General features: G+C 32.1%; 20 protein-coding genes and 1 pseudogene. 9 read left to right on the top strand and 12 right to left on the bottom strand.

Translation table 11 applies throughout. The features are described 5' to 3' along the window. Positions 1 to 62: 62 nt before the first annotated feature. From CLU97_RS02930 to CLU97_RS02910, 5 genes and pseudogenes are all read left to right on the top strand, one after another. Positions 63 to 926: pseudogene (locus tag CLU97_RS02930) on the top strand (YifB family Mg chelatase-like AAA ATPase); the annotation flags it as partial. A gap of 1348 nt (positions 927 to 2274) precedes the next feature. Further along, positions 2275 to 3816 carry a T9SS type A sorting domain-containing protein gene (locus CLU97_RS02925; protein ID WP_121486619.1) on the top strand — a complete coding sequence of 514 codons (1542 nt, stop codon included), beginning with the start codon at positions 2275 to 2277 and terminating at the stop codon, positions 3814 to 3816. Between the two features lie 2 nt (positions 3817 to 3818). Continuing rightward, positions 3819 to 7274, top strand: coding sequence for a hypothetical protein (locus tag CLU97_RS02920; RefSeq protein ID WP_121486618.1), 3456 nt, complete (start codon positions 3819 to 3821; stop codon positions 7272 to 7274). 4 nt (positions 7275 to 7278) lie between these two features. Next, positions 7279 to 10722 carry a DUF6443 domain-containing protein gene (locus CLU97_RS02915; RefSeq protein WP_121486617.1) on the top strand — a complete coding sequence of 1148 codons (3444 nt, stop codon included), beginning with the start codon at positions 7279 to 7281 and terminating at the stop codon, positions 10720 to 10722. Then, positions 10706 to 11329, top strand: coding sequence for a CPBP family intramembrane glutamic endopeptidase (locus tag CLU97_RS02910; protein WP_121486616.1), 624 nt, complete (start codon positions 10706 to 10708; stop codon positions 11327 to 11329). The genes CLU97_RS02915 and CLU97_RS02910 overlap by 17 nt, the downstream gene beginning before the upstream one ends. 594 nt (positions 11330 to 11923) lie before the next feature. On the opposite strand, the gene CLU97_RS02905 is transcribed toward CLU97_RS02910, so the two are convergent. The 5 genes from CLU97_RS02905 to CLU97_RS02890 form a co-directional block, all read right to left on the bottom strand. Further along, on the bottom strand, positions 11924 to 13009 hold the full coding sequence (locus CLU97_RS02905; RefSeq protein ID WP_121486615.1) for an IS481 family transposase: 1086 nt from the start codon (positions 13007 to 13009) through the stop codon (positions 11924 to 11926). 91 nt (positions 13010 to 13100) lie between these two features. Then, positions 13101 to 13241 (bottom strand): hypothetical protein, encoded by a 141-nt coding sequence (locus CLU97_RS23530; protein ID WP_183084504.1) that lies wholly within the window; start codon positions 13239 to 13241, stop codon positions 13101 to 13103. A gap of 11 nt (positions 13242 to 13252) precedes the next feature. Then, complete coding sequence (locus tag CLU97_RS02900) at positions 13253 to 13564, bottom strand: DUF6527 family protein (RefSeq protein WP_228437490.1); 312 nt, start codon at positions 13562 to 13564, stop codon at positions 13253 to 13255. Positions 13565 to 13574: 10 nt separating this feature from the next. Continuing rightward, positions 13575 to 14735, bottom strand: coding sequence for a ThiF family adenylyltransferase (locus CLU97_RS02895; protein ID WP_121486614.1), 1161 nt, complete (start codon positions 14733 to 14735; stop codon positions 13575 to 13577). Then, complete coding sequence (locus CLU97_RS02890; protein ID WP_121486613.1) at positions 14710 to 15387, bottom strand: multiubiquitin domain-containing protein; 678 nt, start codon at positions 15385 to 15387, stop codon at positions 14710 to 14712. Before CLU97_RS02890 ends, CLU97_RS02895 begins: the two co-directional genes overlap by 26 nt. 597 nt (positions 15388 to 15984) lie before the next feature. Between CLU97_RS02890 and CLU97_RS02885 the strand changes: the two genes are divergently transcribed. Both CLU97_RS02885 and CLU97_RS02880 read left to right on the top strand, forming a co-directional pair. Further along, positions 15985 to 16314 carry a helix-turn-helix domain-containing protein gene (locus CLU97_RS02885; RefSeq protein ID WP_121486612.1) on the top strand — a complete coding sequence of 110 codons (330 nt, stop codon included), beginning with the start codon at positions 15985 to 15987 and terminating at the stop codon, positions 16312 to 16314. A 1-nt stretch (position 16315) separates the two neighbouring features. Continuing rightward, complete coding sequence (locus CLU97_RS02880; RefSeq protein ID WP_121486611.1) at positions 16316 to 16837, top strand: ImmA/IrrE family metallo-endopeptidase; 522 nt, start codon at positions 16316 to 16318, stop codon at positions 16835 to 16837. Between the two features lie 381 nt (positions 16838 to 17218). On the opposite strand, the gene CLU97_RS23465 is transcribed toward CLU97_RS02880, so the two are convergent. From CLU97_RS23465 to CLU97_RS23940, 6 genes are all read right to left on the bottom strand, one after another. Continuing rightward, on the bottom strand, positions 17219 to 17410 hold the full coding sequence (locus CLU97_RS23465) for a hypothetical protein (RefSeq protein WP_147436423.1): 192 nt from the start codon (positions 17408 to 17410) through the stop codon (positions 17219 to 17221). 191 nt (positions 17411 to 17601) lie between these two features. Continuing rightward, on the bottom strand, positions 17602 to 19008 hold the full coding sequence (locus CLU97_RS02875; protein WP_121486610.1) for a hypothetical protein: 1407 nt from the start codon (positions 19006 to 19008) through the stop codon (positions 17602 to 17604). A 667-nt stretch (positions 19009 to 19675) separates the two neighbouring features. Then, positions 19676 to 20212, bottom strand: a complete 537-nt coding sequence (locus tag CLU97_RS02870) for a hypothetical protein (protein ID WP_121486609.1) — start codon at positions 20210 to 20212, stop codon at positions 19676 to 19678. Beyond that, positions 20205 to 20951, bottom strand: a complete 747-nt coding sequence (locus CLU97_RS02865; RefSeq protein WP_121486608.1) for an ImmA/IrrE family metallo-endopeptidase — start codon at positions 20949 to 20951, stop codon at positions 20205 to 20207. Before CLU97_RS02865 ends, CLU97_RS02870 begins: the two co-directional genes overlap by 8 nt. Beyond that, on the bottom strand, positions 20944 to 21285 hold the full coding sequence (locus CLU97_RS02860) for a helix-turn-helix domain-containing protein (protein WP_228437488.1): 342 nt from the start codon (positions 21283 to 21285) through the stop codon (positions 20944 to 20946). Before CLU97_RS02860 ends, CLU97_RS02865 begins: the two co-directional genes overlap by 8 nt. Before the next feature lie 455 nt (positions 21286 to 21740). Continuing rightward, a complete protein-coding gene (locus CLU97_RS23940) occupies positions 21741 to 22100 on the bottom strand; it encodes an SHOCT domain-containing protein (RefSeq protein WP_228437486.1) in 360 nt (119 codons plus the stop codon). Between the two features lie 159 nt (positions 22101 to 22259). On the opposite strand from CLU97_RS23940, the gene CLU97_RS02850 reads away from it, so the two are divergent. Together CLU97_RS02850 and CLU97_RS02845 are read left to right on the top strand one after the other, a co-directional pair. Further along, complete coding sequence (locus CLU97_RS02850) at positions 22260 to 22511, top strand: helix-turn-helix domain-containing protein (RefSeq protein ID WP_121486606.1); 252 nt, start codon at positions 22260 to 22262, stop codon at positions 22509 to 22511. 32 nt (positions 22512 to 22543) lie between these two features. Further along, positions 22544 to 22903, top strand: a complete 360-nt coding sequence (locus CLU97_RS02845; RefSeq protein ID WP_121486605.1) for a hypothetical protein — start codon at positions 22544 to 22546, stop codon at positions 22901 to 22903. Between the two features lie 422 nt (positions 22904 to 23325). On the opposite strand, the gene CLU97_RS02840 is transcribed toward CLU97_RS02845, so the two are convergent. Continuing rightward, positions 23326 to 24984, bottom strand: coding sequence for a hypothetical protein (locus CLU97_RS02840; RefSeq protein ID WP_121486604.1), 1659 nt, complete (start codon positions 24982 to 24984; stop codon positions 23326 to 23328). Positions 24985 to 25003 lie beyond the last annotated feature (19 nt).

The following is a 25003-nucleotide window of genomic DNA, read 5'->3' as shown; positions in this document are numbered from 1 at the left end:
ATTCATGTAAGTGGCAGATTTTCAAAATACTATATTCATTATTTTTACTTTAAAAACACACCATGCTGATAAAAATTTATGGCAGTGCCATTTATGGAGTTTCTGCACAAACCATAACTATTGAAGTAAATGTAGACACTGGCGGAGTAGGATACCATCTCGTAGGTCTTCCCGATAATGCCATTAAAGAAAGCAGTTACAGAATCTCCGCAGCCCTGAAAAATGTAGGACTTAAAATTCCCGGAAAGAAAATTACCATCAATATGGCTCCGGCAGATCTTAGAAAAGAAGGTTCAGCTTATGACCTGAGTATTGCTATTGGGATTTTAGCCGCTTCAGACCAGATTTTGGCAGAGGAAATAGAGCATTATATCATTATGGGAGAACTTTCTCTCGATGGAAGCCTGCAGCCAATCAAAGGAGTATTGCCCATTGCTATTCAGGCCAGAGAAGAAGGTTTTAAAGGAATTATCCTTCCGAAGCAAAACGCAAGAGAAGCCGCTATAGTAAATGATCTTGAAGTATATGGTGTAGAAAATATAAGAGAGGTCATTGATTTTTTTAACGGAGGAAAACCTCTCGAAAAAATGACTTTAGATACCCGAAAAGAGTTTCATGAAAAGATCAACGATTTTCCCTTTGATTTCTCTGAAGTTAAAGGTCAGGAAACAGCCAAAAGAGCTATGGAAGTGGCAGCAGCAGGCGGACATAATATCATCCTCATCGGTCCTCCCGGAAGCGGAAAAACAATGCTGGCCAAAAGAGTTCCCAGTATTTTACCTCCTTTAACCTTAAAAGAAGCCTTAGAAACTACAAAAATTCATTCCGTAGCAGGAAAAATAGGAACTGAAGCTTCACTCATGACGGTAAGACCATTCCGCTCACCGCATCATACCATTTCAGATGTAGCCTTAGTTGGAGGAGGTGTGATTTTGCAAAGCAAATGCGAATTCGCGAAGTAAATGCAAAAAATTGCAAAGTAGATACGAAAATAAGATATTTAAAGATCAAGTGCTAAAGTTATTAAATGTAGTTTTTCAATTAGACTTTGCTCAATCAAACGGATTAGAAAGAAAAATTCGCAACAATTCAATATTGCAGGAAAAAAAATTATTGATATTGATAGACTATTTTAATAATGCATTTTCCAAAATTAGACCTTTAAGAGATATTATTGCTCATAGAGGAGATTTATCTGATTTTAACTTAACTATGTTAACAATCTATTCATCATTATAATATGATGTAAAAAGAGTATGATTCAAGACTGAAAAGACAGATTGCTTACACGTATATCTTTGAAAAAATCAAGTAGTTTTGAAAAATGCAGTGATTACGCTTTTGTTATTATTACACAATGAACTGATAGAGCAATTAAAAATAATTGGTCAAAATTAATTTAAAGATGATATTATCTTATAAATGCTCTGAATTTAGATCTCATTACGTTTATTTCAGAATATAAAACTAATTCGTGTTCATAAGCATTTAGAAATGCTTAAAAAGCTTTCGCAAAAGTACATATAGCAAGTCTAATTTATCACTTAGGAATTATTAACATAGATATAGTTGCTTTTGAAAAAGCTATTGCTACATTATCAGCCTTTTATTGATGGAGATATTAATAAATGGAATTACAATTTTTTTCTGTTGTTAGTTAATGTCTACATGACTGATACAGTCAACTTAAATTTTAGCATACGTTATTCTTCCAATTGGCTTTTATAATTTTAAGAAGTTCACCTTTTAGTTGGATACCTTAAAATCTACAATATGTAGATGGCTCCGTTTTGTATTTTTAAAAAATTAATGCTCTCTATGCTTTACAAAAGAGTAATGTTCCTAAAATTCTGTTTTAGGAATGGAAATATTGTCTATTAAAATGTGTGCGACTTACAACTATGCGGAGAAGTTAGGAATTCATTCGCAACTTTGTTAGGACGTAAGGACTTTCAAAGTTGCTGCTTCACTCTGTAAGACTTTTGATTTTTTTGTTTTCAATATTTACTAAAATTACATATTCATTGTAGAATTATATTTAAATTTTGCTTTTGTCTTTACAGTTGTGTATGATCTTAATCAATAATTATTATTGATACGACAAGTTTTGTCGTTTAATCAATATATTTTTGTGATATTAATATAAATCACATGCTTTAAAAGTATAATTGTAATCATTTTAATTATAATAAAAGCATTTATTGTTTCTAAAAAAATGTTAAATTGCTACGTATTTAATAAAGACTAATTACTAACTCAAACAACAACACGAGAATGAAAAAAATTTATCTTGCTGCGCTTACCTTATGCGCTATTCTGGGTACATCTGCTCAGAAAGTAGTGTGGCAGAAAGACATCAAATCCTCTACTCAGGATTTTCTAAGCCAGGTTACCACTACAATAGATCAACAGTATCTGATCACAGGAAGCTCTATTCAGAGCGACAAACTACAACAAGCGAATAGGCAAAATAATGGTTATGATTTTCACCTTGTAAAGCTGAATCAACAGGGAGAAGAAGTCTGGGAAAAATACTTTTCAGGACAAAACCACGATTATTTATCCGCAACCGTTACCACTCAGGATGGCGGATTTCTATTAGCCGGAACTTCCTATTCAGGAAAAGGTCTTGATAAAAAAGAAGATTCTAAAGGTGGATCTGATATCTGGCTGATCAGAATTAATGAATTTGGAGACGAGCTATGGCAAAAAAATATTGGATCAAGTTCTGATGAAGAAGCAAGAGCTGTAATTCAGACTACAGATCAGGGATTCTTTGTGGCTGGAAACGTACAAAACTCTTCAAAAGGTTACGGCTCCAAAGATGTTTTGATTACAAAACTAGATAAGGATGGAAAAGAACTGTCCCAATTGATTTTAGGAGGAAAAGGCTTAGATGAAGTAGAGAAGATGATTCCAACTCGTGACGGTGGAGCATTACTTGGAATTTATTCCAGAAGTTCACTTGGAGGAATAAAGAAAACCGAAAACTTCGGTGAAGGTGACTACTGGATTGTCAAGTTAGACAAGAGCGGAAAAGTAGAATGGGAAAAGAACTTTGGAGGTAAAGGTGATGATCATATAAGAACTCTGGCATTAACTTCAACTGGCTTTATCATTGGCGGAGAATCCAGATCAGACAGGTCAGGGAATAAAACTGTAGGCCTTGAAGAAGGATCGGACCTTTGGCTGATATCATTAAATGAAAGAGGCGAAGAGCAGTGGCAGAAATCTTACAATTTCAAAAACAGGGACATACTTATGAGTATGAGTGTTCTTCATTCAGCAGACGATAAATCTTCTAAAGGAATTTTATTAGGAGGCTATACTCAGACAGAGGGAAGAGTAGAAACTGATGATGAAACGTTCTGGATGTTGTATTTGGATCATAATGGCAATGAGCAATGGAGAAAACACGTGGGTGGAGAATCCAGAAAGAAGGAAGAGAGATTGTCTGATTTAAAACTGAACAGAGACGGTTCCATTATTCTGGCAGGAACCAGTGCAGAAGAGCTCGGAAAAGAGAACTGGAAGATCGTGAAGCTTGGAGACAAGCAGGTGGATCAGTTAATTGAAAAATACGATATCAAAATCTATCCAAATCCTGTTTCTGATTATGCCTATGTGGAAATTGGTTTTGACTTTAAAGATGCAGATATTCTGTTGTATGACATGAGCGGAAGACAGCTTCAGAGTCTGAAAACAAAAAATAAAGTGACTAAGATCAATACTCAGGCACTCATTCAGGGAGCTTATCTGGTGACCATAAAAACTGATAACAATAAAACAGCGAATGCTAAACTGATAAAAAAATAACCATGAAAAGAAAAATATTAACTGTAGCTATTCTGGCAAATATTTATTGTCAGTTAAATGCTCAAACAGGTAATGATTTTAATAAAGATGTAGATAATATTAATAAAATATTTCCAGCAGCTCCTACTTCAAATAATTTAATGAAGTTTGAAGAAGTGCCGGTAAGTTATTATACAGGAATTCCAGACATCAGTATCCCTCTTTTTAATATTCCAACAAGTAACTCTAACATTAATCTAAATGTCCAGTTAAAATACCATCCGTTAAGTGCAAAACCGGATGATAAAGCTGGAGAAACGGGGCTTGGTTGGAATTTATTAGCAGGAGGAACCATTACAAGAACAGTAAGGGGAGGAGTTGCTGATGGCAAAATAGAATCTACTTTTATGTCTTCTCCTCCTGCAATAAAATATGGAATCTATAGACATGAAAATAACCCAACCTACAAATTGATATTTGACCAGCTTACCAATTGGAATATCAACGAATATGCATTTTATGTGGGAATTGGTACTTATGACACTGAGTATGATCTGTATCAGTATAATTTTATGGGTTATTCCGGAAGATTTATCATTAAAAAAGATCCTAATGGTAATTTTATAGCTGAAAAGCTGGATCGGAATAATTTAAAAATTACAAGTACCCATGATTCGGGTGGTGAAGTGCAGACAATTACCATTACAGACGATAAAGGGAATCAATATTTATTTCGAGGAATGGAAACTTCCTCAAAAAATGTATCTACTGTAAAAGTTGGGCTGCTTAATGGTTCCAGTGATATAGCTACTAATCTTGGTGGAGGAATATATTTTACAGCATTTCATTTGGAAAAAGTTAAAGATCCAAGTAATAATGTATTGCTTACCTTTAACTATGATCAAGCTTCGCAAGTTGAGTATAAGGATCCGGAAACAAGAACAAATAGGCTTGCAGGAAACATTACATACAATTACTCTAATACCACAATGAATCCTGATCCTCAAATGCCTGGAGCTATAGAAGCTCAAACTGTATATAATACTGCAAACACGAAACTTCTGACCAGTATTGCAATAACAGATAAAGGAACAGTAAACTTTTTCTATGAGAAGGGAAGAACCGATTCTAATTATCTGAACGCCTCTAATTTGTATAAATTAAAATCAATTCAAAGCAATTTTACAGGACAGAGTAATAGCCAGTACGTTGATAAATATTCTTTTGATTATGATTATTCAAACACATCCTTTTATAATCCTCCCTATCCTCAGGGTTTTCTGCAAAAGCTTTTGCTGAAAAAAATCACAAAATCGAGTTTAGGAAATAACATAAATGAATATAATATTGCTTATAATAGTTTTGATAAAACTTTTGGAAAAGATAGTTGGGGATACTACAAAGGACCAGAGCCTTATAAACCGATTTACATTACCCAAGATGTTATCAACTCTATTACTTATCCAACCAAAGGCAAAGTAGTTTTTGATTTTGGAGAAAATATTTATAGCCACGCTGCCGGGTTCAACCTGCCAATGGAACCTATTACAGGAGAATGGGTGGATTCAGTTAGTACTTTTACATTGGATATCCCCTCATTTAGCCCTTCGCAGAAAAAAGAATTTTTTACAATACTTTCACCGCAAAAGGTAAAGCTGCATCTTGATTTGGGAAGTTTAATATACTCAAACTGGAGATTTGATATTTACCAAAAAACCGGAAGTAACACATATTCTCCTTCATTACATTTTTGGGAAATGTCATGGCAGTCTTGCTTAAATAATGGTAATGTACAGTGCCCAAGCCATAATCCTGGTGAGAATTCACAGCCAATTACCGAGTTCGATGGAGAAGTGGATCTGCAGCCAGGTACTTATTATGCATCATTTACTGGAAGTTATGGATATACACATATGCCTGTATCATACAATTATACAGCGACTACAAAAGAGCATTATTTTACGAGTTACTTGACCAAAAAAGGAGGTGGATTAAGGGTTAATAATATTAAATATTTTGATGATGCTGGTTCGACAAATCCGGCAAAGGAATTTATATATGATTATACTGATATTAACGATTCTCAAAAAAGCAGTGGAGCTTTAGTTTTCCCGGAACCTGTTTTCAGATATGAAGAAGGAATTACATATGAGTATCACCCAACTCTTTCTGATGGCTATTTATCTTATAGCTGTACATCTGATACGACTACCAACTATAATATCATTCCATCTGAAAAAACACAGGGTTCAGATGTTGGATATCAGTATGTAACCTTAAAGCAGATTGTGCGAGGCAGCAATAACAGCATTACGGATAATGGAAAAACGGTTTATAAATTCAGATCGCCTATTGATTTTCCTAACCCGGAAATGTTTGTGCCAACTATGCCTATTTTACCGATTACCAATCATGATTACCTTAGAGGGCAGATGGTTTTTGAGAAAAAATATGATATGGATGGTAAGATACTTTCAGAAGTTAATAATGAGTATGCGAGCTATGTATTTGAAAAACTTGAAGGAATAAAAGCAAAAGATAATTTTTATAATAATATTAATCCTGAAAGATACAAGTATAAATACTATAGTGCCTTTCAGCAATATTTCCCCCAAGTCATTCTAGCTACACCTTATAAATATTTTACAAAATATGGTATCACATTGCCATCTAAGAAAGTTGAGACATCTTATTTTTATAAGAATGGAGTACAGAGTTCAGTAACGAGCACCACAAATAATACTTATAATTCTTTTGATTATCCGTCATTGTCTACACAGCTTCTTCCTGATGGCAGTACGACAAAGACCAATTATTTGTATGCTACGGAGAAGAATAACCAGAAGCTTATCAATGCCAATATGATCAGTATTCCATTGGAAACGGGTGTAACCCAAAAGCTAAATACCATGGTTGCAGAGAAAGCGGTTGCCAAAACAGAAATTATTTATGATGCTTCTACCACGAGTCTTTTTCCTGATGCAGTTACGGGTTTGAATACCTTGACCAATGCTATGGAAACAAAGATAAAGTATGATAAATACGATAGTAAGGGAAATCTGGAGGAGTATACTTTGAAAGAAGGTACACCTGTTACAATTATCTGGGGATACAATAAAACGCAACCCATTGCCAAAGTGGAAGGGGTGAGAAAATCAGATATCCAGCAGTCCTTAATTGATACTATTGTCAATACATCGAATACGGATGCATCAGCGGGATTGGATAATGATGAATCAGCGTTGTTGAGTGCCTTGGATACTTTCAGGAAAACGGCAGTGCCTGGAGCGCTGATTACGACTTATACTTATGATCCTTTAGTGGGAGTGAGAAGTATCGTACAGCCTTCAGGGTTAAAGGAACTCTATTTTTATGATACAGAAAACAGGATTAAAGAGATCAAGCAGGAGGTTAGGGATGCTGCTGGCAATGTATCCTATAAGACCTTAAAAGAATACCAATACCATTTTAAAAACTAAACTGATGAAGAAACTCATAATTCCAATAGGAATCCTGCTGGCTGGCTCATTGCAAGGTCAGCTTTCACCGGCAGAGAATTATATCTATACGAAGACCTATCTTGACCATACGAACTTAAAAGTAACAGAAAATGTCCAGTACTATGACGGACTTTCAAGACCTAAGCAGTCTATTGCTATAAAAGGCTCTCCTACGGGTAAGGATGTAGTAACGAAATACGAATATGATGGGTTTGGAAGGCAGGTTAATGATTATCTTCCTGTCCCTCAGAGCGGGACCTTAAATGGGGGTATCTATGCTTCCCCGCTGTCCAATGCTGTTAATCCCGATATTTATGGGAATGAAAAGATCTATTCTGAGAAAAGACTTGAAAGCTCTCCTTTAAACCGGATTCAGGAACAGGTTCAGGTAGGAACAGCCTGGTCAGGCAAGCCTGTAAAATATGACTACGGCACCAATGGAACTGGAGAAGTTTACCATTATCTTATCTCTTCAAGCTGGTATCAGGGAACAACCAAGAGCAGTTTTGACCCTGCTCCTGCCATTGCTTATCCATCTGGGCAGCTGTATAAGAATATGGTAAAGGATGAAGATGGCAATGAGACCCAGGAATTTAAAAATGCGAAAGGTCAGGTGATACTGGTAAGGAAAGTTATCAGTCCGACATTGAATGCAGATACGTATTATGTTTATAATGAGTATGACCAGTTAGCCTTTGTTATACCTCCAAAAGGTGTTTCTGCATCTATGACGGATTCTTTACTTAATGAGCTTTGCTACCAGTACCGTTATGACGGCCGGGGCAGGCTTGCGCAAAAGAAGCTTCCTGGGAAAGGCTGGGAATATATGGTGTATGACAAACAGGACCGTCTTATTTTGACTCGTGATACTGTAATGGAAGGGAAAGGTCAGTGGCTTTTTACCAAGTATGACAAATTTGGACGTGTGGCCTACACGGGAATTATATCTGGTGGAGACCGTGAAACGATGCAGAACCAGCTTGGCAGTCAGAATATTGTAGAAGAGCAGACTGCTACCGGCTTTAACAGGCCTGGGATTATGGTATACTATACGAACAATTTTCTATCGGATTCCCAGACTATTCTGAGCATTAATTACTATGACAATTATCCCCGGGATACTAAGAAGTTTCCACCTACTGTTATTTTAGACCAGCCTGTGATCAATGCAGCGAGCAGTGTGAGTACTCAGGGAATGCCAACGGCTTCTTATGTAAAGAACGTAGAGGATGATAACTGGACCAAAACGTATTTCTATTATGATTTCCGGGGAAGAGCAGTAGGAACTCATTCCGTAAACCATCTGGGAGGATATACAGGAACAGAGAGCCAGCTTGATTTTTCAGGCACGCCAAAAATGACTGTTACCCGACATAAACGTTTAGATACCGACGTTGAAAGGGTTATTACAGAAACCTTTGAATATGACAGCCAGAACAGGTTATTGGTTCATAAACATCAGGTGGATAATAATGCTGTTGAATATCTTACGCAGAATAAATACAATGAGCTTTCTCAGCTTGAGTCCAAGAAAGTGGGAGGGACTGCAGCAGCTTCGCCTTTGCAGCAGATGGATTATAAGTATAATATCAGAGGCTGGATGACCAAAATCAATGATCCTTCTAACCTGAACGGTAAACTTTTTGGTTATGAGATGAGATATAATAATCCTGTTAATACTCAATCCGTTGGGAAGTTTAATGGTAACATTGCTGAAATTGACTGGAATAACGGTTCTGAAAACCTTTTGAAGCGTTATAATTATGAATATGATGTATTGAACAGGTTAACCAATGCGTTTTATAAAGAGCCTTCAACAGGAGTTAGCGGTAATTATGACGAATACCTGACTTATGATGTGAATGGGAATATCAGCAATCTTAAAAGAAGGGCTATTCCTGTATCGGGTCAGACTTCGACATTGGTGGATAACCTTGACTATATCTATAATGGCAACCGTTTGACTCAGGTGATAGAAAATGCATTGAATGATACCGGTTATGAGGGAGGAAACAATGTAATTGACTATGACCTGAATGGCAGCATGACCACTATGAAGGATAAAGGAATCTGGAGTATTGTATATAATTATCTGAGTTTACCTGATTCTTATTCCATTACACAGAGTAGTCCTTTTGGACCTGCTATGAATATTGGCTTGGATTATTTATACCGTGCAGATGGCGTAAAAGTACGTAAAACGTATTCCAGTGCCCCACCTCGTGGTCTGGCCAGTATTACAATTACAGATTATCTGGATGGTTTTCAGTACAACTATTTTGAGGGAGGAGGGATCTGTCTAACCTGCCGTACGGAGCATGCCTATGAGCAACAGGCATATAAAGGTATTTTTAATCCCGGTACAATTACCCCGGAATGGAGGCTTGATTTTGTACATACTACAGAAGGAGTTTACAGTTTTGCAGAAAACCGCTATATTTATCAGTACAAAGACCACCTTGGAAATACAAGGATGAGCTTTGGTAAAGACAGCACAGGAGCTCTTGAAATTACTGATACCAACAACTATTATGCATTTGGGTTAAGCCATATCTCAGGAGGACTGAGTAATTCTTATTTCGGAAGTTATAGGTCTTACAAGTATAATGGTAAGGAATTACAGGAAACAGGCTTTTTTGATTATGGAGCGAGAATGTATATGCCGGATTTAGGAAGATGGGGAGTGGTGGATCCTTTGGCGGAGAAAGATACAAGATGGACACCATATCGATATGCTTATAATAATCCTCTAATATTTATTGATCCGGATGGAAGAAATGAAGATTGGTATAAGGATGAAGCTGGTGATTTTGTCTATGACGCAAAATTAACATCTAGTAATGCTTATGCAAGATTGTCTGACAAAGAAGAGTATCTTGGTGCCTCTCATTCAATTAATCTTGTAAATTCTGATAAGCAATCAGTAGGCAATATTAAATTGGAAGAAGGAGGAGGAGTTTCGGTAACAGGAAGTTGGGCTAATGAAGGAAATGTCAGTTATAATACAATCGGTAAAAAATCTGGATTTGGACTTATTGTAGATGCGAAATTAGCAGATAATGCTAAGATATATGGTGTAGATAAGTTTTCGCAGGATAATTATAATACTTATAATTACCCAAATATGGAATTTGATTTTAATGCTAAAGATTTTGTACAGGAAAATTTTAAGGAAAATTTCACTGCACCTGAAAGTGGGGTTTCTAAAGTCATAAACGGCGTTGGTAGCGCTACTTCTGGCTCAGGAATAGCTCCCTATTGTTCAGAGTGCCCACCTGCTACTGCAGGGCCTGCGCCTATAGGATCTGTCGATGGACCATCAACTAAGTCTGCATATGATGGTTATAGAATGGGAGTCGCCTTGAATCATTTGCTATGGCATAATAAAAAAACAGATAATAAAGATAATAATGAAAAGAAAAAATAATTATATTATGCCAATCCTGATAATTTTACTTTATTTTCTAGTAGAATTTATTATCAATTTTTTATTTATAAAATGGTTAGGAGGCTATGATAATCAAATTAATTATGATTTAAGTATTATATGCAGTAGATTGATTGTTGCTGGCCTGTTTTTTGTGACAATCATGATTTCGAATAAAAAAGTAAGTGATTATATTGGATTTAAAGGTATTTCTTCAAAAAAAATATTTTTATATTTTGTAGCAAGTATATTATATTCTTATGCCATAGTTCTTATTAGTAATGATATTTTTGAATGTGCTTTTCACTTGTCTAATAAATATGATTATTATTTAATTAGTGCTATTTTAGTAGCTCCACTATATGAAGAAATCTTTAAAAAAATAATTCCAATTGAATTTTTATTGAAAAAAAATATCTCACCTATTTTTATTACTCTTTTTATTTCATTTTTATTTAGCATTAATCATTTGCCTTCATTAGAGCAAATGTGTTATACATTTTTTCTTACAATCATAACATCATTAATATACTTAAAAGAAAGGAATTATTTATATCCGATAATTTTTCATTTAATATATAATTTTATTGTTCTTTGCGTATATTAATAATTAGTAAAATTCTAAATAATAGGCACTTATTTTCCTAAATGGGTGCCTTGATCTAAAAATATATGTTGATATATAATTATATTATTCATAAAATTAATAAGAAACGTTGTGCTAAACTGAATCTTTCAGCTGCAATTACTTTGAAGAAACTTGTGCGGGGATTATATTTTAAATACTAAGCAATATATAAAGTTATGGATAATAGAAATGAAAATTGATATTAGGATAATGAAACGGATAATACAGCATGGTACAATGTAAGTACAGAAAAGAGCAGGTGAAACTAATTTGACAGCTAAAAATAAAACAATTGATAGTTTGAAAGTTGAACTTATTGATTGTAAATTACAAGCAAAAATTATGGCAGAAGTATTAGAAGAAGATAGAATTAAAAGTGAAGAAAAGTAGATTATTTCTTCATTGTCAATTACAAAAAATTAATTGTTAGTGCAAAATTTTATAAATTAATGTAAATAATACTTTCGTCTATTGATACCGAAAGAAAGTGTTTTATAGATTGATAAAACCAGTTGACTAAGTTGTAATAGCCACGACTTAATCTGACATTTAGGGGTTAAAAATAATTGTCAGTTATCCAATATTTTCCTTACTTCCAAAAGTAAGGATTTTTTGTTCCTCTGCAAGAGTTTCCAATAATTTCTCTTTTGCAAGAGATTTACTATCCAAAAACGTTTGCATCGGGGTTTTACCGTAACAATGCTTTCCTGTATGTGTTCTTTCTTGGTTGTAATACGATAGCCAGCTGCTAAGATCCAATTGGAGTTCTTCAATACTTCTGTAAATTTTCTTTCTGAAAGCAACTGCATAAAACTCGTCTTGTATGGTTCTGTGAAAACGTTCACAAATACCGTTGGTTTGTGGACTTTTAGCTTTTGTTTTGGTATGGTCAATATCTTCAATAGCCAAATATAACTGATATTCGTGTTGTTCTCTTATTCCACAGTATTCAGTTCCTCTGTCGGTCAAAACTCTAAGTAAGCGAAGTTCCTGCTGCTCAAAGAAAGGAACAACTTGATCGTTAAGCATATCAGCGGCAATAAGTGCATTCTTACGGTCATATAACTTTGCAAATGCAACCTTAGAATAGGTATCTATAAAAGTTTGCTGATAAATATGACCAACTCCTTTAATATTTCCTACGTAATATGTGTCCTGTGCTCCTAAATACCCTGGATGATAAGTTTCTATCTCACCATGAGCCTTCTTTTCTTCCTTCGCTTTTTCTAAAACAGTAAGTTGACTTTCTGTAAGGACAATGCCTTCTTGTGCTGATTTAGTTTCCAAAGCTTTTAAACGAAGCTTAAAGGTATGGAGATCATGTCTGAGCCAGATACTTCTAACTCCACCAGGTGAAACAATAAAACCTTTCTTTCTGAGCTCATTACTTACTCTAAGTTGTCCTAAAGCTGGGTTCTCAATTGCTATATCAATGACAGCTTTCTCAATCGACTCGTCTACACGATTCTTTAGTACAGGTTTTCTTCTGGAAATTTCCTGTAAAGCAAGTTCTCCACCTTGTTCATACAGTTCTTTGAATCTATAAAAGCTGTCTCGGGAATATCCCATTACCTTGCAGGCTTTGGATACGTTTCCTAAATGTTGTGCTAATTCAAGTACGCCTAACTTGTTTTTGATGATTTTTTGTTGTGTAGTCATAATACTTAATCTGTTTTAAAGTTATTCTTTTTGATTATAACTGTCAGATTAAGTATTGACTAATTCAACTAAGTCAACTGGTTCTTTTAAATTAGGCACCTGGTTTATGTTTGTGAGGCTTTAATTCTGGATAATCTTCCTTTTTTTCAGGTGTTACTCTTCTTCTTCTGTCGTGTGAGCCGTCTTCTTTTTTAGGCTTGGGCCCGGGTTTAATTGCTTTAATTTGAAACATATTTATATAATTTAGTTATTGCTTAAATTTTTTTTTGAGAAAAGAGAAAAAAATTTTTTCTTCTTCTTTCTAGGCTTTTCCTCCTTTATCCAGAGAAATTCGTTATTTCTTATCCAATAATGGGATTGACAGGTGAAATTCCAATTTCCAATAGAAGGATATAATGTTATACTTTGCCCATCAAAAATTAATTTCCAATCTTTTGGAGACAATCTTGTAACAACTTTATTCTTACATCCACAAGCACATAGATGTACTGCTACCTTATATTGAATAGATATATACAAAACCCCTTGTGCGGGGTTTTGTGGGATTTCTTTCATGAATTTATATTCAACCTGCATTATGAAAGAATTTAAAGTTTTCAATGATAAAGTGGGAAGAGTTTTGATTTAATGAATCACCATAAAAACCACAATGCTGCTTCCATTTCATTACTGCATGAACTGCATTAAAAGCATTTAATTCGGCAATTTGAATATTAGAATTATATGGATTGTGTGATGTTTCATTATATTCACTTCCGACCTGTTGATTATATGTTATTCTTGTTGCTCCCCAAAGTCTTTCATCTCTAACATTAATTCCAAGACCACTATCAATAAAGGGGATGTTTTTTGAAAGCAGATGTTTTGAAATGAAATTTCTTGCATCATTTCTATCAATACAAATAAATACGAAATCCATATTATCAAGTTCATTTATATTAAGTTCTGAAAGAATTTCTTGGTGAGAGATTAAACCAGCATGCATTTTTGAGTATATTCCTTTTAAATAATCTACTTTCGACACTCGATTACTAAGTTCATCAACACTTGCTGCTCCTGGGGCTCTAAAAGCATTATGAGACTCGAAGGTATCGTTGTCAAATAAATGTATTTGAGAGACAGGGGTTTTAGCGATAAAGTCTAAAATATAGCTCCCAGTTCCACCCAGTCCAATAATTGCCACTTTCATTCCAAGAAATTTTTCATTAAGAAAATCAATTCTTGCTCTCGACGAATTTGAATCAAAATATATGAATGGTGTTTCTGTTTCATTTATAATGATTGGCTTGAATGTTTTTGCAGTTACTGTACCAGTTTCATCCAAAGAGATTGCTTCGTTTGATATAACTCTTATATAGCTTGTAAACTTTTCGTAAAAATCTCTAAATGGATTTTGGGGTTTATTTGAAAAAGAATAATCCGCTACTAAGTCTTTGGATAGGGTTCGCTTTTCATTTATATATTCAAGAGGTAATATTGGGTTCCCATTTGTATGACATGGCTTTTCTCCAATAAAGTGAATTACATGGTCATTAGGAATGCCAATTCTTTCAGTGCCTGGAATTATTTGAAATGGCGAAAACAATACTCCATATTTAATTTCTCTTTCAAAATTGACGTAAGGAATGTGGTGGATACATATGTATCCACCTTTTATTTCCACTTCGTATCCTTCATCTTGAAGAGAACGAATATCTGGGCTATGATTTATCTGTTGCAGTGACATAGAATATCATTTTATGTTTTACCTGTACAGATTTCCCATTTGTAAGTACGCCTTCAGGATTAGATAAGGGTCCGTTTTCAAATGCTACGGTAAATGCTGTGTTTGGATTGCTCATTATGTGTCCGGATAGGCTAATCACTTCTTCAAAAGAGATATATTCTTTATCCCAAAAATGATTTGTCCCATTAACAATAATGTAGTTTTTTTCCTTAGGCTTTGAAATGAATTTTTCCTTGCCTTCTCTTGCGAGATCGACAAAGTCATTATTCCCAATTAAAATATCATCCCAATCATCAGGATTATCTAAATAAATTAAATGATTGTCTGGGACATTACCTGTTTTTCTAATTTCGTTTCCTGTAATGAATTGTTTATAGGAAATGAAATCTTTACCATTTATTGAATATTCAAGTTTTTTCTTGACAAAAAACTGTTCTATATCAGGTCTTGCAAGATTTACTCTACTGTCATTTTCTATTAGTTCATCTTCATAAGGTCTGCTTATCGCTAAATACAGTGTCGTTGAGTATGGAATGTTCTTTTTATCTTTTAATTCTCTACCTGTTATATATTGTTGTGTAGTTGAGAATTCTTCACCATCTATTAAAAATTTAAGAGGTGGCATATCGCTATTTTTGTCTATTGTGTTCATCTGTTTTTGTTTATGTTTAAAAAAAATGTTACATTTTAGTAACCCTAGCCACTCTCAGTGGCACGCGAATAATTGATTTTGCGGCGGTATATTTTTTTAGATTAACAATAACAGGCCCACATTAAAAATTTAACATGGTGTTAAAAAAAGCGAAAAGTTTGGAAGATATTTCTAAAAGTATATATATTTGAAGTGCAAAGACAAATATTTTTTATTTTGATTAAGTATTAGCCTTGCAACGGCCTCTACTTTTCATTAGAAATATTTACAAACTAGGCTTTTTAACTGCCTGGTTTTTTTTAGGAATTATGATTTTAATCATGAACCTGCAACAAAGTTAAAATTTCTTTTTTAAATTCCCAAAATAATTTTAATATTTTTTTACAATAAAGTTAATTTTAACTTGAGTTTTTATGTTTAAGTAATTGATTTATAGATTTATAAATAGTTAATTTTTTTTTAAAAAATACGACATGATTTGTCGCTAATGTCAATTATGCAAACTATTTTTAAAATGAATTTTAAATTAATTTCTTAAAATGTTGTTAAAATAGAAATTAAATTGTATCTTTGTAGTACTTAATAAACAACCTAAATATGAATGAGAACCAATTTTTTATAAATTTGGGTGCAAATATTTCCTCTATTAGGATTAAGAAAGGGATAAATCAAGATGATCTCGCCAAATTTCTGGATTTATCCCGACCGTCAATCGTTAATATAGAGAAAGGTAAACAGAAACCCAGTATTTATACTTTAATATTAATTGCTAATTATCTTATGGTGGATATCAAAGATTTATTACCAGAAGTAATTCCGGCAATTGAGAGAGGAAATATAATTGGTGTAGGTATTGACCCATCAATTTTTTCACAAGATAGAGACTTTGTAAAATTTATGAGAATAGTTTCAAAAAACAACAAATAGAATGTCAATTTCAAAAAGTATTATTGATATAACGCGAGAGTATATTGATACAAACTCTTTTCTTTTTGAGAGCCTTCCAATTAATTTGGAGGAGTTAATTGGAAAAGAAGGGATTAGTGTGATTAATTATCCTTTTGAAGATGATATTTCTGGAGTTTTGGTTATAGAAGAGGACAATGTAACAATAGGAGTTAATAAAAAATCCAGTAATGTCAGAAAAAGATTTACATTAGCACATGAGCTAGGGCACTTTAAGTTGCATACTCAAAAGTCTAAGATGTTTATGGATAATGTTTTTTTTAGAAAGAAATCGGAAGGATATACTTCTAAGGAAGAAAAAATCGAAAAAGAGGCAAATTATTTTGCTGCAAATATTCTTATGCCTGAACATTTAGTTAGAAAAGAAATAGTGGGATTGAAATGTGACTTACATGATGATGCTACTATTGCTTCATTGGCTAATAAATTTGAAGTAAGCTCTTCTGCTATGACCTTCAGATTAATAAATTTAGGCTTAATTTAGTAACGAATATTTAAAAAGATAATGTCCCCTTCATGAATTGAAGGGGATTTTTTATGGTTGTTAAAAATCAAATAGTATTTTAAGGATTGGTTTGATAAATACTCAAATGAATGTAAGAAAAAATTAGTTTTGTATATTTGATTATAAATTATATTATATGACAACAATAGATCTAAAAAAATTATAAAGATTTCAGGTAAGAAAGGAATTGTTGCTTATAAAGGAAAAGGTACAAGGACAAAATTTGATGAGAGTGTTAACCTTAAAAAAATAAATCTAATCTCTAACTTTATAGGTAATAGAACAGAGGAGGTAGCAAAAATTCTAATGAGCTAAAAGTCCTATTAAGATTAAATTCTATGTTCCCAATACTCTTGAAGGTTACCTTTCATAATGAGCTATTAGTGATGGCAGGCTAAACTGATTTTGATGGTGATCCATTTTTCTGAAACAATTGAAATGATATTCGAATTTCTTTTCAATTCTTTCTTTCAGTGATAAAAGTTCTGGAGTCCAGGGATTAGTTTTCTTTTTATTATTGTCTGATTCGTTAGATTCAATAGGTGTTTCCATACCATGTGGTGAGACGTGGCATTAATAGGATCTTATTGTGTATTTTTTTGAGTACGTTGTTGATATGTAGTAAATTATCATTGAGTTCATCAGCTACCCTTGGTTGGAAGAATTTTTCTCTGTGTTCAAAATGATCTTCTGGAAATTTATGAAATTCTTCTGAATTGAATAGACTGAGTTGGCTCACTGTATTAGCCTTCAGTATCTTTTTTTTCTAAATTATAAATATCCTCTTCCCAATGTGGTTGATTGAATTTATTAATTGAATCAGCTAAAAGTAAATGATTTTTAAGATTAGGGTCAATGCTTTTTTTATAAAAACAAGCTGTTTCAGCCCAATCAAAATTATTGCTAGTTGCAAGTAATTGAATGTTATTACAGAATATGGCCTGAATATCTTTATCTTTATAATCAAAGTTTTGTATTGTATTTTGTATTTTCAAGAATCTTTTCCTTTCAACATAAGGTCCATCTAAGTTTTCATAACCAACATGTATAATTCCAGGATTATCTGATGGTATTTGATTAACTGCTTTTACTAAAAGACGTTTTATATCTTTAGCCTTCATGTCAATTGAATAATCGGAAATATTTATCCACTTCATTATACAGGCATTATTTATTTTATTTACATAGATATTTAGAACATCCAGATCTTTATTCGTTCCTAATTTATATAGCTCGTCATATCCTAAAGCCGTCACATAATTTCCTCCACTTATATATTCACCTATTAAAGCTTCAATTATTTCAGGAGAGTGGTTTCTAATATTTTTATCTTTTAAATTTTTATTAATAGAAGTAATGTCTAAGGGTTTTATTACAACCTCTATTTGATTAGTTTTACTTTCCATAATCTTACCAGATTCCTTTGCTTTTAAGTAATCTATAAAGGTATCAACTAGGATATTTTCATCTGTATCTGCAACTGGAACCTTGAATGTAATGTCAATATAATATGATAATTTCAGATTATTAAGTAATTCCGATAGCTTTATTGATCTTTTTTGCCATTCTGATCTTTCGCTTTCCGAATAATCAGATACTTTTTGCATTCTTTTACATTCTACCCAATACTGTTTTCCATTTTTTCTTATTTGTAAGTCTGGAGATTTATAAAAAGTACTTTCTGGTATAAAACAAACTTTCCAACCATTTTTACAATATAAATTTGCAACTGCTAGTTCAAAAAAAATAGCATCAGGTTGGTTTTTCTTTTCATTTAGCAATTCATCAATTTTAGTTTCTATCCCATCGATATCAAGAAGAGTTGAAAGATTTTTTCCAATCATTGAAAAGAATGGAAATATCCTTGCGGATTGTAAATTATCACCACAAGATGGACGATAAAATATACTTTCTACTAAATACATATACCAAGCTATCCAATCTTCATATACTGCTATTGGTAATATGGCCTTTTTCTCGCCTGTTTTAATTTCTTTAGTTCCATATTGAATACTTTCTACATTATGAAAATATGAAATAACCTTTGCCCTTCTTTCTGTCCATTTTGTGTCACCCATTCTAGAGATAAAAAAGTTTAAAGCTTTTTTTGCTTCAATAGCCCATTCTTCGTTAGCGTATATATTTAGCATATTTAATCAATCTAGTTATTGTTTATGATACTTTAAATATGGGAATAAATCAGTCATTCCCCAAATAAATAGGAGAAAATATAAAAATATGTTTTCCTGTGTATGGGGAGATTTTACAGATACAATTACAGCTTATGCTGCTTATGTTGTGACTAACATTAATCCACGACACTTTAGCTTTGATCAATCTACTAAATATTCTAGGGCAGACGCTGTTTCTTTGTTTGATATTCCACGAATTTCTGTATGGACTGTAATTTGGAATTATACAACAACAGCTTAGCATTCTGAAAGGGAAGTCAGTGTAATCGGTCATGGTGTAGGTAGATATTTACGGAGTAGTCCAAATGGAATTATCCGAGATAATTTAGAATATCAATTGATTATATGAGTATCACGAACGGGTTTTATTGAAAAAAGCTGTCTCAAAAATGAGGCAGCTTTTTAATGTTTTTTATTAAATCTACAGAGACAATCATGTCAGATCTTATTTTGATATACTCAATATTTTCTTCCTGTTCCCATTATTACATTAGCAAATCCAAATGCATATCCTAAGCCTATTGAATTAAGACCTAAAATACAGCTCTTCCGTATATAAAAGCGACTGATTTTCTATTAGAAATAGATCTGAGGCATTTGGTTTAGTTATTTATTTGGGGTATTTTTATTTAAAATTAAATTGTTTACAGGTGTAATCTTCCATTTTTTTTACAGGAAGTCTTCCATTCTCTGCAAGTACATTTGTAATGAATTTGTTGCAACGCTCTAGGTCGAAAATTCCTTTACGGTATGCCTCACAGAGAAAGTCCATAGTAGCTAAGTATTCTACATTGTGTAGGTTGCAATATTGTCGAATGTCTTTAAGATTACTACTTGCGACTATATTTTCTGTATATCTTGCAACAGCTAGACATGCGCTTTCTCCGTCTCCTTTGAATAATTTATTTTTTATATAAAAATATTCTTTTACTATTTCTTGATTTTCTTCTGGAAATTTCTCTATTTCTAAAATTTTCTGATTTATCAAATTGTCTATTTCAATTTTTTTCTTTGGAAATCTTTCCAGTTCAGCATAAACTTTATCTAGTACTTTGATATCATAATCAAAAATACTGCATAGAAAATAAATTTCACTAGCTTTAATGAAATGCGAAACTACATCTGCATCTATTAGTATTATTTTATCTTTTTTCTTAGCCATTGAATAAGTTTTCTAAATCTTCTTGATTCATTCCAAGATCTAAAAGAAGACTATGATAATGACTTTCCGAGATAAGCTCTTTAGAATATAATTCACTAGCCTTTTGTCCATAATCTCCAAGTACTAGATTTGAATTTCCATTTTTATATAAGTCTAATGGGTATCCATTTAATATGGCGTTCTCTACTATGTCTTTAAGGTATTCCTTACTTTTGGATTCACTAATTAAGCTTAAGTTTTTTAATCTATATAAAAGAACCGATCTAGAACAAAAAAAATATTGTTCTAACTTTAGTATAGTTTGAATTGTTATTTGATCCTTTTGTGTTTCCATATCAGGAATAAGGGAAATTATCCCGTCCTCTGGAAGCATTAATATAGATGAAAATACATCTGCGTTAAATTCTTCTATATGCTTCTTATTGAAAAGTCCTGTTGTACAGTAATTATGTGTGAAATTTTCCTGTATAAATAAATGATATAACTCATGGCCAATAGTGAAATTTTGCTCTCCTAGACTATGAATGTTATTAACTAACATAAATCTATTTGTGTTTTCTTTATTTGTATCTACTATTTTTATAGCCATACCATTAAATGTTTCTCCTAAAGGTCGAAAAACAGTAATTACATTTAGTTTTTTAAGAAGACTTTTAAAATTTATTGGATCTATATGTCCTATTCCCAATTCTCGGCGGAACTCAGTTGCCTTTCTTTCTAAAATTATGAAATTATTCATTACTAGCTAATACATTTTGCATTTTAAAATAGTTCGTAGCTATTTTTTTGAATGATGCAATTGAAGCTAAATCTTCGGCATTTAATTCTTCCATACGGAAAGCAAAAGCAAGATTAGTTTTTAAAGCAGCTTCGTCATCATTATATAAGTCATATTCGTCTACAGAATATAACTCAGCTAATTTTGTTATTAGATGACTTGGAATTGGCCTTTTACCATTTTCATAGTAATTAAGTTCTACTCGGCTTATGTTTAGATAATGTGCGACATTTTGCTGTGTATACTGCATTTTTGTACGCAAAGCCTTTATGTTTTTGCCTACTGTATTGTCCATATTTATTATTTTATGTTACAAATTTAATGTATTTTAATCAAATTATGTGATTTAGTAACATTTATTTTATCTATTGTTTTTAATATAATTGTTCTTAAATCAATAATTTATATAAAAGTATTTATTAGGTGCGTCAAATATTGACGTATAAAAATTTATTTTATAAGCTAAATATGTAAAGCCAATTTTGAAAAGTGAGTAACCTAGAAATGTTCTTTATTTTTTTAACTAAAGACTATTTTTGAAGAATATAAGTTTAGTAAGGAAATATTGAACTTATGTATCTGGCTCATTGTACGTATTTGGAAAGGTTGACTTCAATGTCCGTTGTTTATTCTTTTTTTTAATTTTTATGGCTTTAACTTCAACCCTAAGAAACTGTTTTAAAATAAAATCTAAATCCTCTTCTTTAACTGTTAGAATAACCTTCATTACTTCCAGATAATTTATTTGTATTAATGATTTAATATTTTTTGTTTTTCAATTTCGAACTCCTCTTCATTAATAGCTCCTGAAGCACGTAGGTCATTTAATTTATTGAGTTGATCATATTTATCTAAAACTACAGTTTTTTTAGGTTTATTCTTTATATAAATAACATTTTTACTTGAAAATGCTTTTGCAAATGCCAACCACCAACCATATACGGTCCAACCAAAAAATAAATTAATCAGTAAAACACTGAAAAATTTAAATCTTAATATATATACCCTAAACAATGCAATTATAGTGGGAATAAAATAGATAAAGAGAATTATTTTGACAAATGGAAACTCTCCAATATTTTGGCTCGTGGAAGTTAGTATTGCTAACATATTTGTTATTGATTTTATGCTCTTATTTAGATCTCTTGTTAAGAGAAGGAGGCCAAATATAAAACATTTTAATAAAAAAGCTACTAATTAGATACACCTTTTTAGTGGTAACATAAACGAGGCTTATTTCCAAGCTTTGTATTCTCTAATTGAGATTACATGGAGGAAAAAGAATTTTTAAAGGATGAAGTCCTACAGAAACTCGGAAAGAGAATAAAACAAATTAGGATCGCCAAAGGATATTCGAGTTATGAATATTTTGCTTATGAGCATAATATATCCAGGGCTCAGTATGGAAGATATGAGAAAGGGGAAGATCTTCGTTTCAGCACTCTAGCAAAAGTTATCCATGCCTTTGGAATGACTATGGATGAATTTTTTTCTGAAGGATTTGAAGAAAATGAAATATAATTTATAAAATTGTACCTATAAAAACTTGTAAAATGAGTAATGCTCAGGAATTGATGATGCAGGACATTTTAACCCTTATTGATAGAAAGACAAGGGAAATAAATTATGAAGAGTGTTGTCAAGCTATACTTATTCCTATTACAATAATGTTAAATGAACTTATATTTTATCCTGACGAACAGACCGTAATGAACTCATTTGGCTCTTTAGCCTCATTAAATATAATATGGATACCACTTAAAAACGGTAAAGATGATGAGAAAGTTCTTCTTAGTGTACTTAATTTTTTAAATATTATGGATGATAAAGTAATATTTCAGATACCTTGCTTCTTTTTATCTGAATTTGCAAAAGTAGATTTTAGCCTTGAACGTTATAATTGTAAAAGGTAACATGAATGTTAATTTGCTTTATTTATTATTAACAAATATTATTGAAGAGTATGCTTAAAATGAAAAAATTGTTCAGATTGTAGAAATCCTGCTGTTAAGCTGTTCAGATTTTATTTATCCTATTCTTTCGTTGCAAAAATAAGTACATTTTCTTTAAATAACAATTTTTAACTATGATTATATACCTGAATCATATAGCTCTATATTTTCACAGATTTTAATTTACCAGGTAAATTCAAATTTTCAATTTCAAAATAATGAATTTAAAAGTAATTTAGTTTTACTGGAAATGAAAGTAAATTTTGAATTAAGAAAAGAGAAAATTAATACAAACGGATTACTACCTGCCAAGTTTGTTGTTAGGAATAAGAGAATAGGCAATATTGTAGGGATTTCTGTATAGTAAAAATATTGGAGAGTCTCTAGTGAAAAATCTCAAACAGACCTTTCAGTTTGCTTAAAATATTAAGATAACACAAATCAGATATCTTTTGTTCTTCCTTATTTCCATCCTTATTTATTATTGTTCTAACAATGCGTGTTCCTCCTCGATTGTAATTTGTGGGTTTAGAAATTATAAATCCATTAGACTCTTTATTCATTTTTACTTTCTTCCAGTTGTAATCATTGTTTTTAACCAAATTTATTAGATTATCAATGTCTGTTGCAGAAACATCTTTTAATCCAGCTTGATATACTAACTGTAGACGTTGGTGAAAATCATCATCTATCAAAAAAGCATATTTTCCATTAAAAAATACTTTAAAGACTACAATTTCTTTATTATCCATAATATGCTCACTAATGGTGAAATGAACCTTTAATTTTTCCACTATAGAATAAATGATGTGGAAAATCTCACTTTTCTTCCGTGTATTAGATGTTTTTTTTCCACCGCTAATTCCGCCTGACTTTGAACCTGGATTTGGTTGTTTATCATCGAATGTTCCATAAGGAGTACTATTTATAATGATGGGCTTTCCTCCGGATTTAGATTTGCTAGCCTTACTGTCAATGGAAAGTTTTACGATATCGCTTAGAACATCAATTCCTGATTCAATAAAGTTTTCTGCTAATTCAGAATTAACACAATCTTTTGTAATAGTTGTTTTTTTATTCTTATTGCTTTTTTTTGATCTTTTACCTGTAGAATCTTTTAAATTTTCGGATAGGGTATTAGATGAGTTATAATAATCAATGAACCTTATATAGTCAGTTTCATAAAGGTCGTCAAAATTATTCTCCGACTTCACTTTTACAATTTCATTGGCAAGGAAGAAAGTCTTTTCCGGAGTATTAATATAGTTGCCGTTTATAGTCAGATGTAGCTTTTCTTTTATAGGAATTAAAAAATTATAATTGTTCTTTTGAGAATTATTTAATACTTTATGATATAAATTGCTCTGCATTTTAAGCAGGTTGTTCCACAGGTAGTTATCTTTTGAAAATAAAAAGAATGCCAATGATTTAGCCATTGATTTTATATTCTCAGTTCCATGTTTTTTTAGTGATATTTCCCCAATAACAAGATCATTTTCTTTTTTTGTTTCCCAATTAACAATTTCTGTTAACTCATCAAGATCTGCCCTAAATAAATTTTGAATGATCAGAGAATTTACCAGATAAAAGGCTTGGGCGATGACAACTGAAGGAATAATTATTGTTACAGGAGAGGAATCTTTATATTGTTTTTCAATTTGATAATACCTTGTACCTACGGATCGTTCTGAGAAAATTGGGTTTTGATCGTCTTCTACTATTTGAAAACGCGTCTTCTCATAACTATCCAGCCATAATCCTAGTTGATATTTTTTTTTCTGCTTTATTCTTTTTGAATTTCCATTAAGTTTGATGTCGAATTTATCACCAATTTTTAAATCCATTAATGCCTCAATATTAAACTTATCATCATGGTAGGATTGTATTTTTTCAACCATAAAATTATTCTCTTGCTCATAGATAATATGGGCAAATTCTATTTTTGTGTATATTTCATCATTGGTATTTTTAAACCAATAAGGAAAGTTGGTGATTTTGTAGAACCCCTTGTTAATGGGAGGAAGACTGAAGTCGAAATCCATAACTATTAATATATTTTGT

Source organism: Chryseobacterium sp. 7, assembly GCF_003663845.1.
Classification (GTDB): domain Bacteria; phylum Bacteroidota; class Bacteroidia; order Flavobacteriales; family Weeksellaceae; genus Chryseobacterium.
This window is presented reverse-complemented; position numbering and strand designations above follow the sequence as displayed.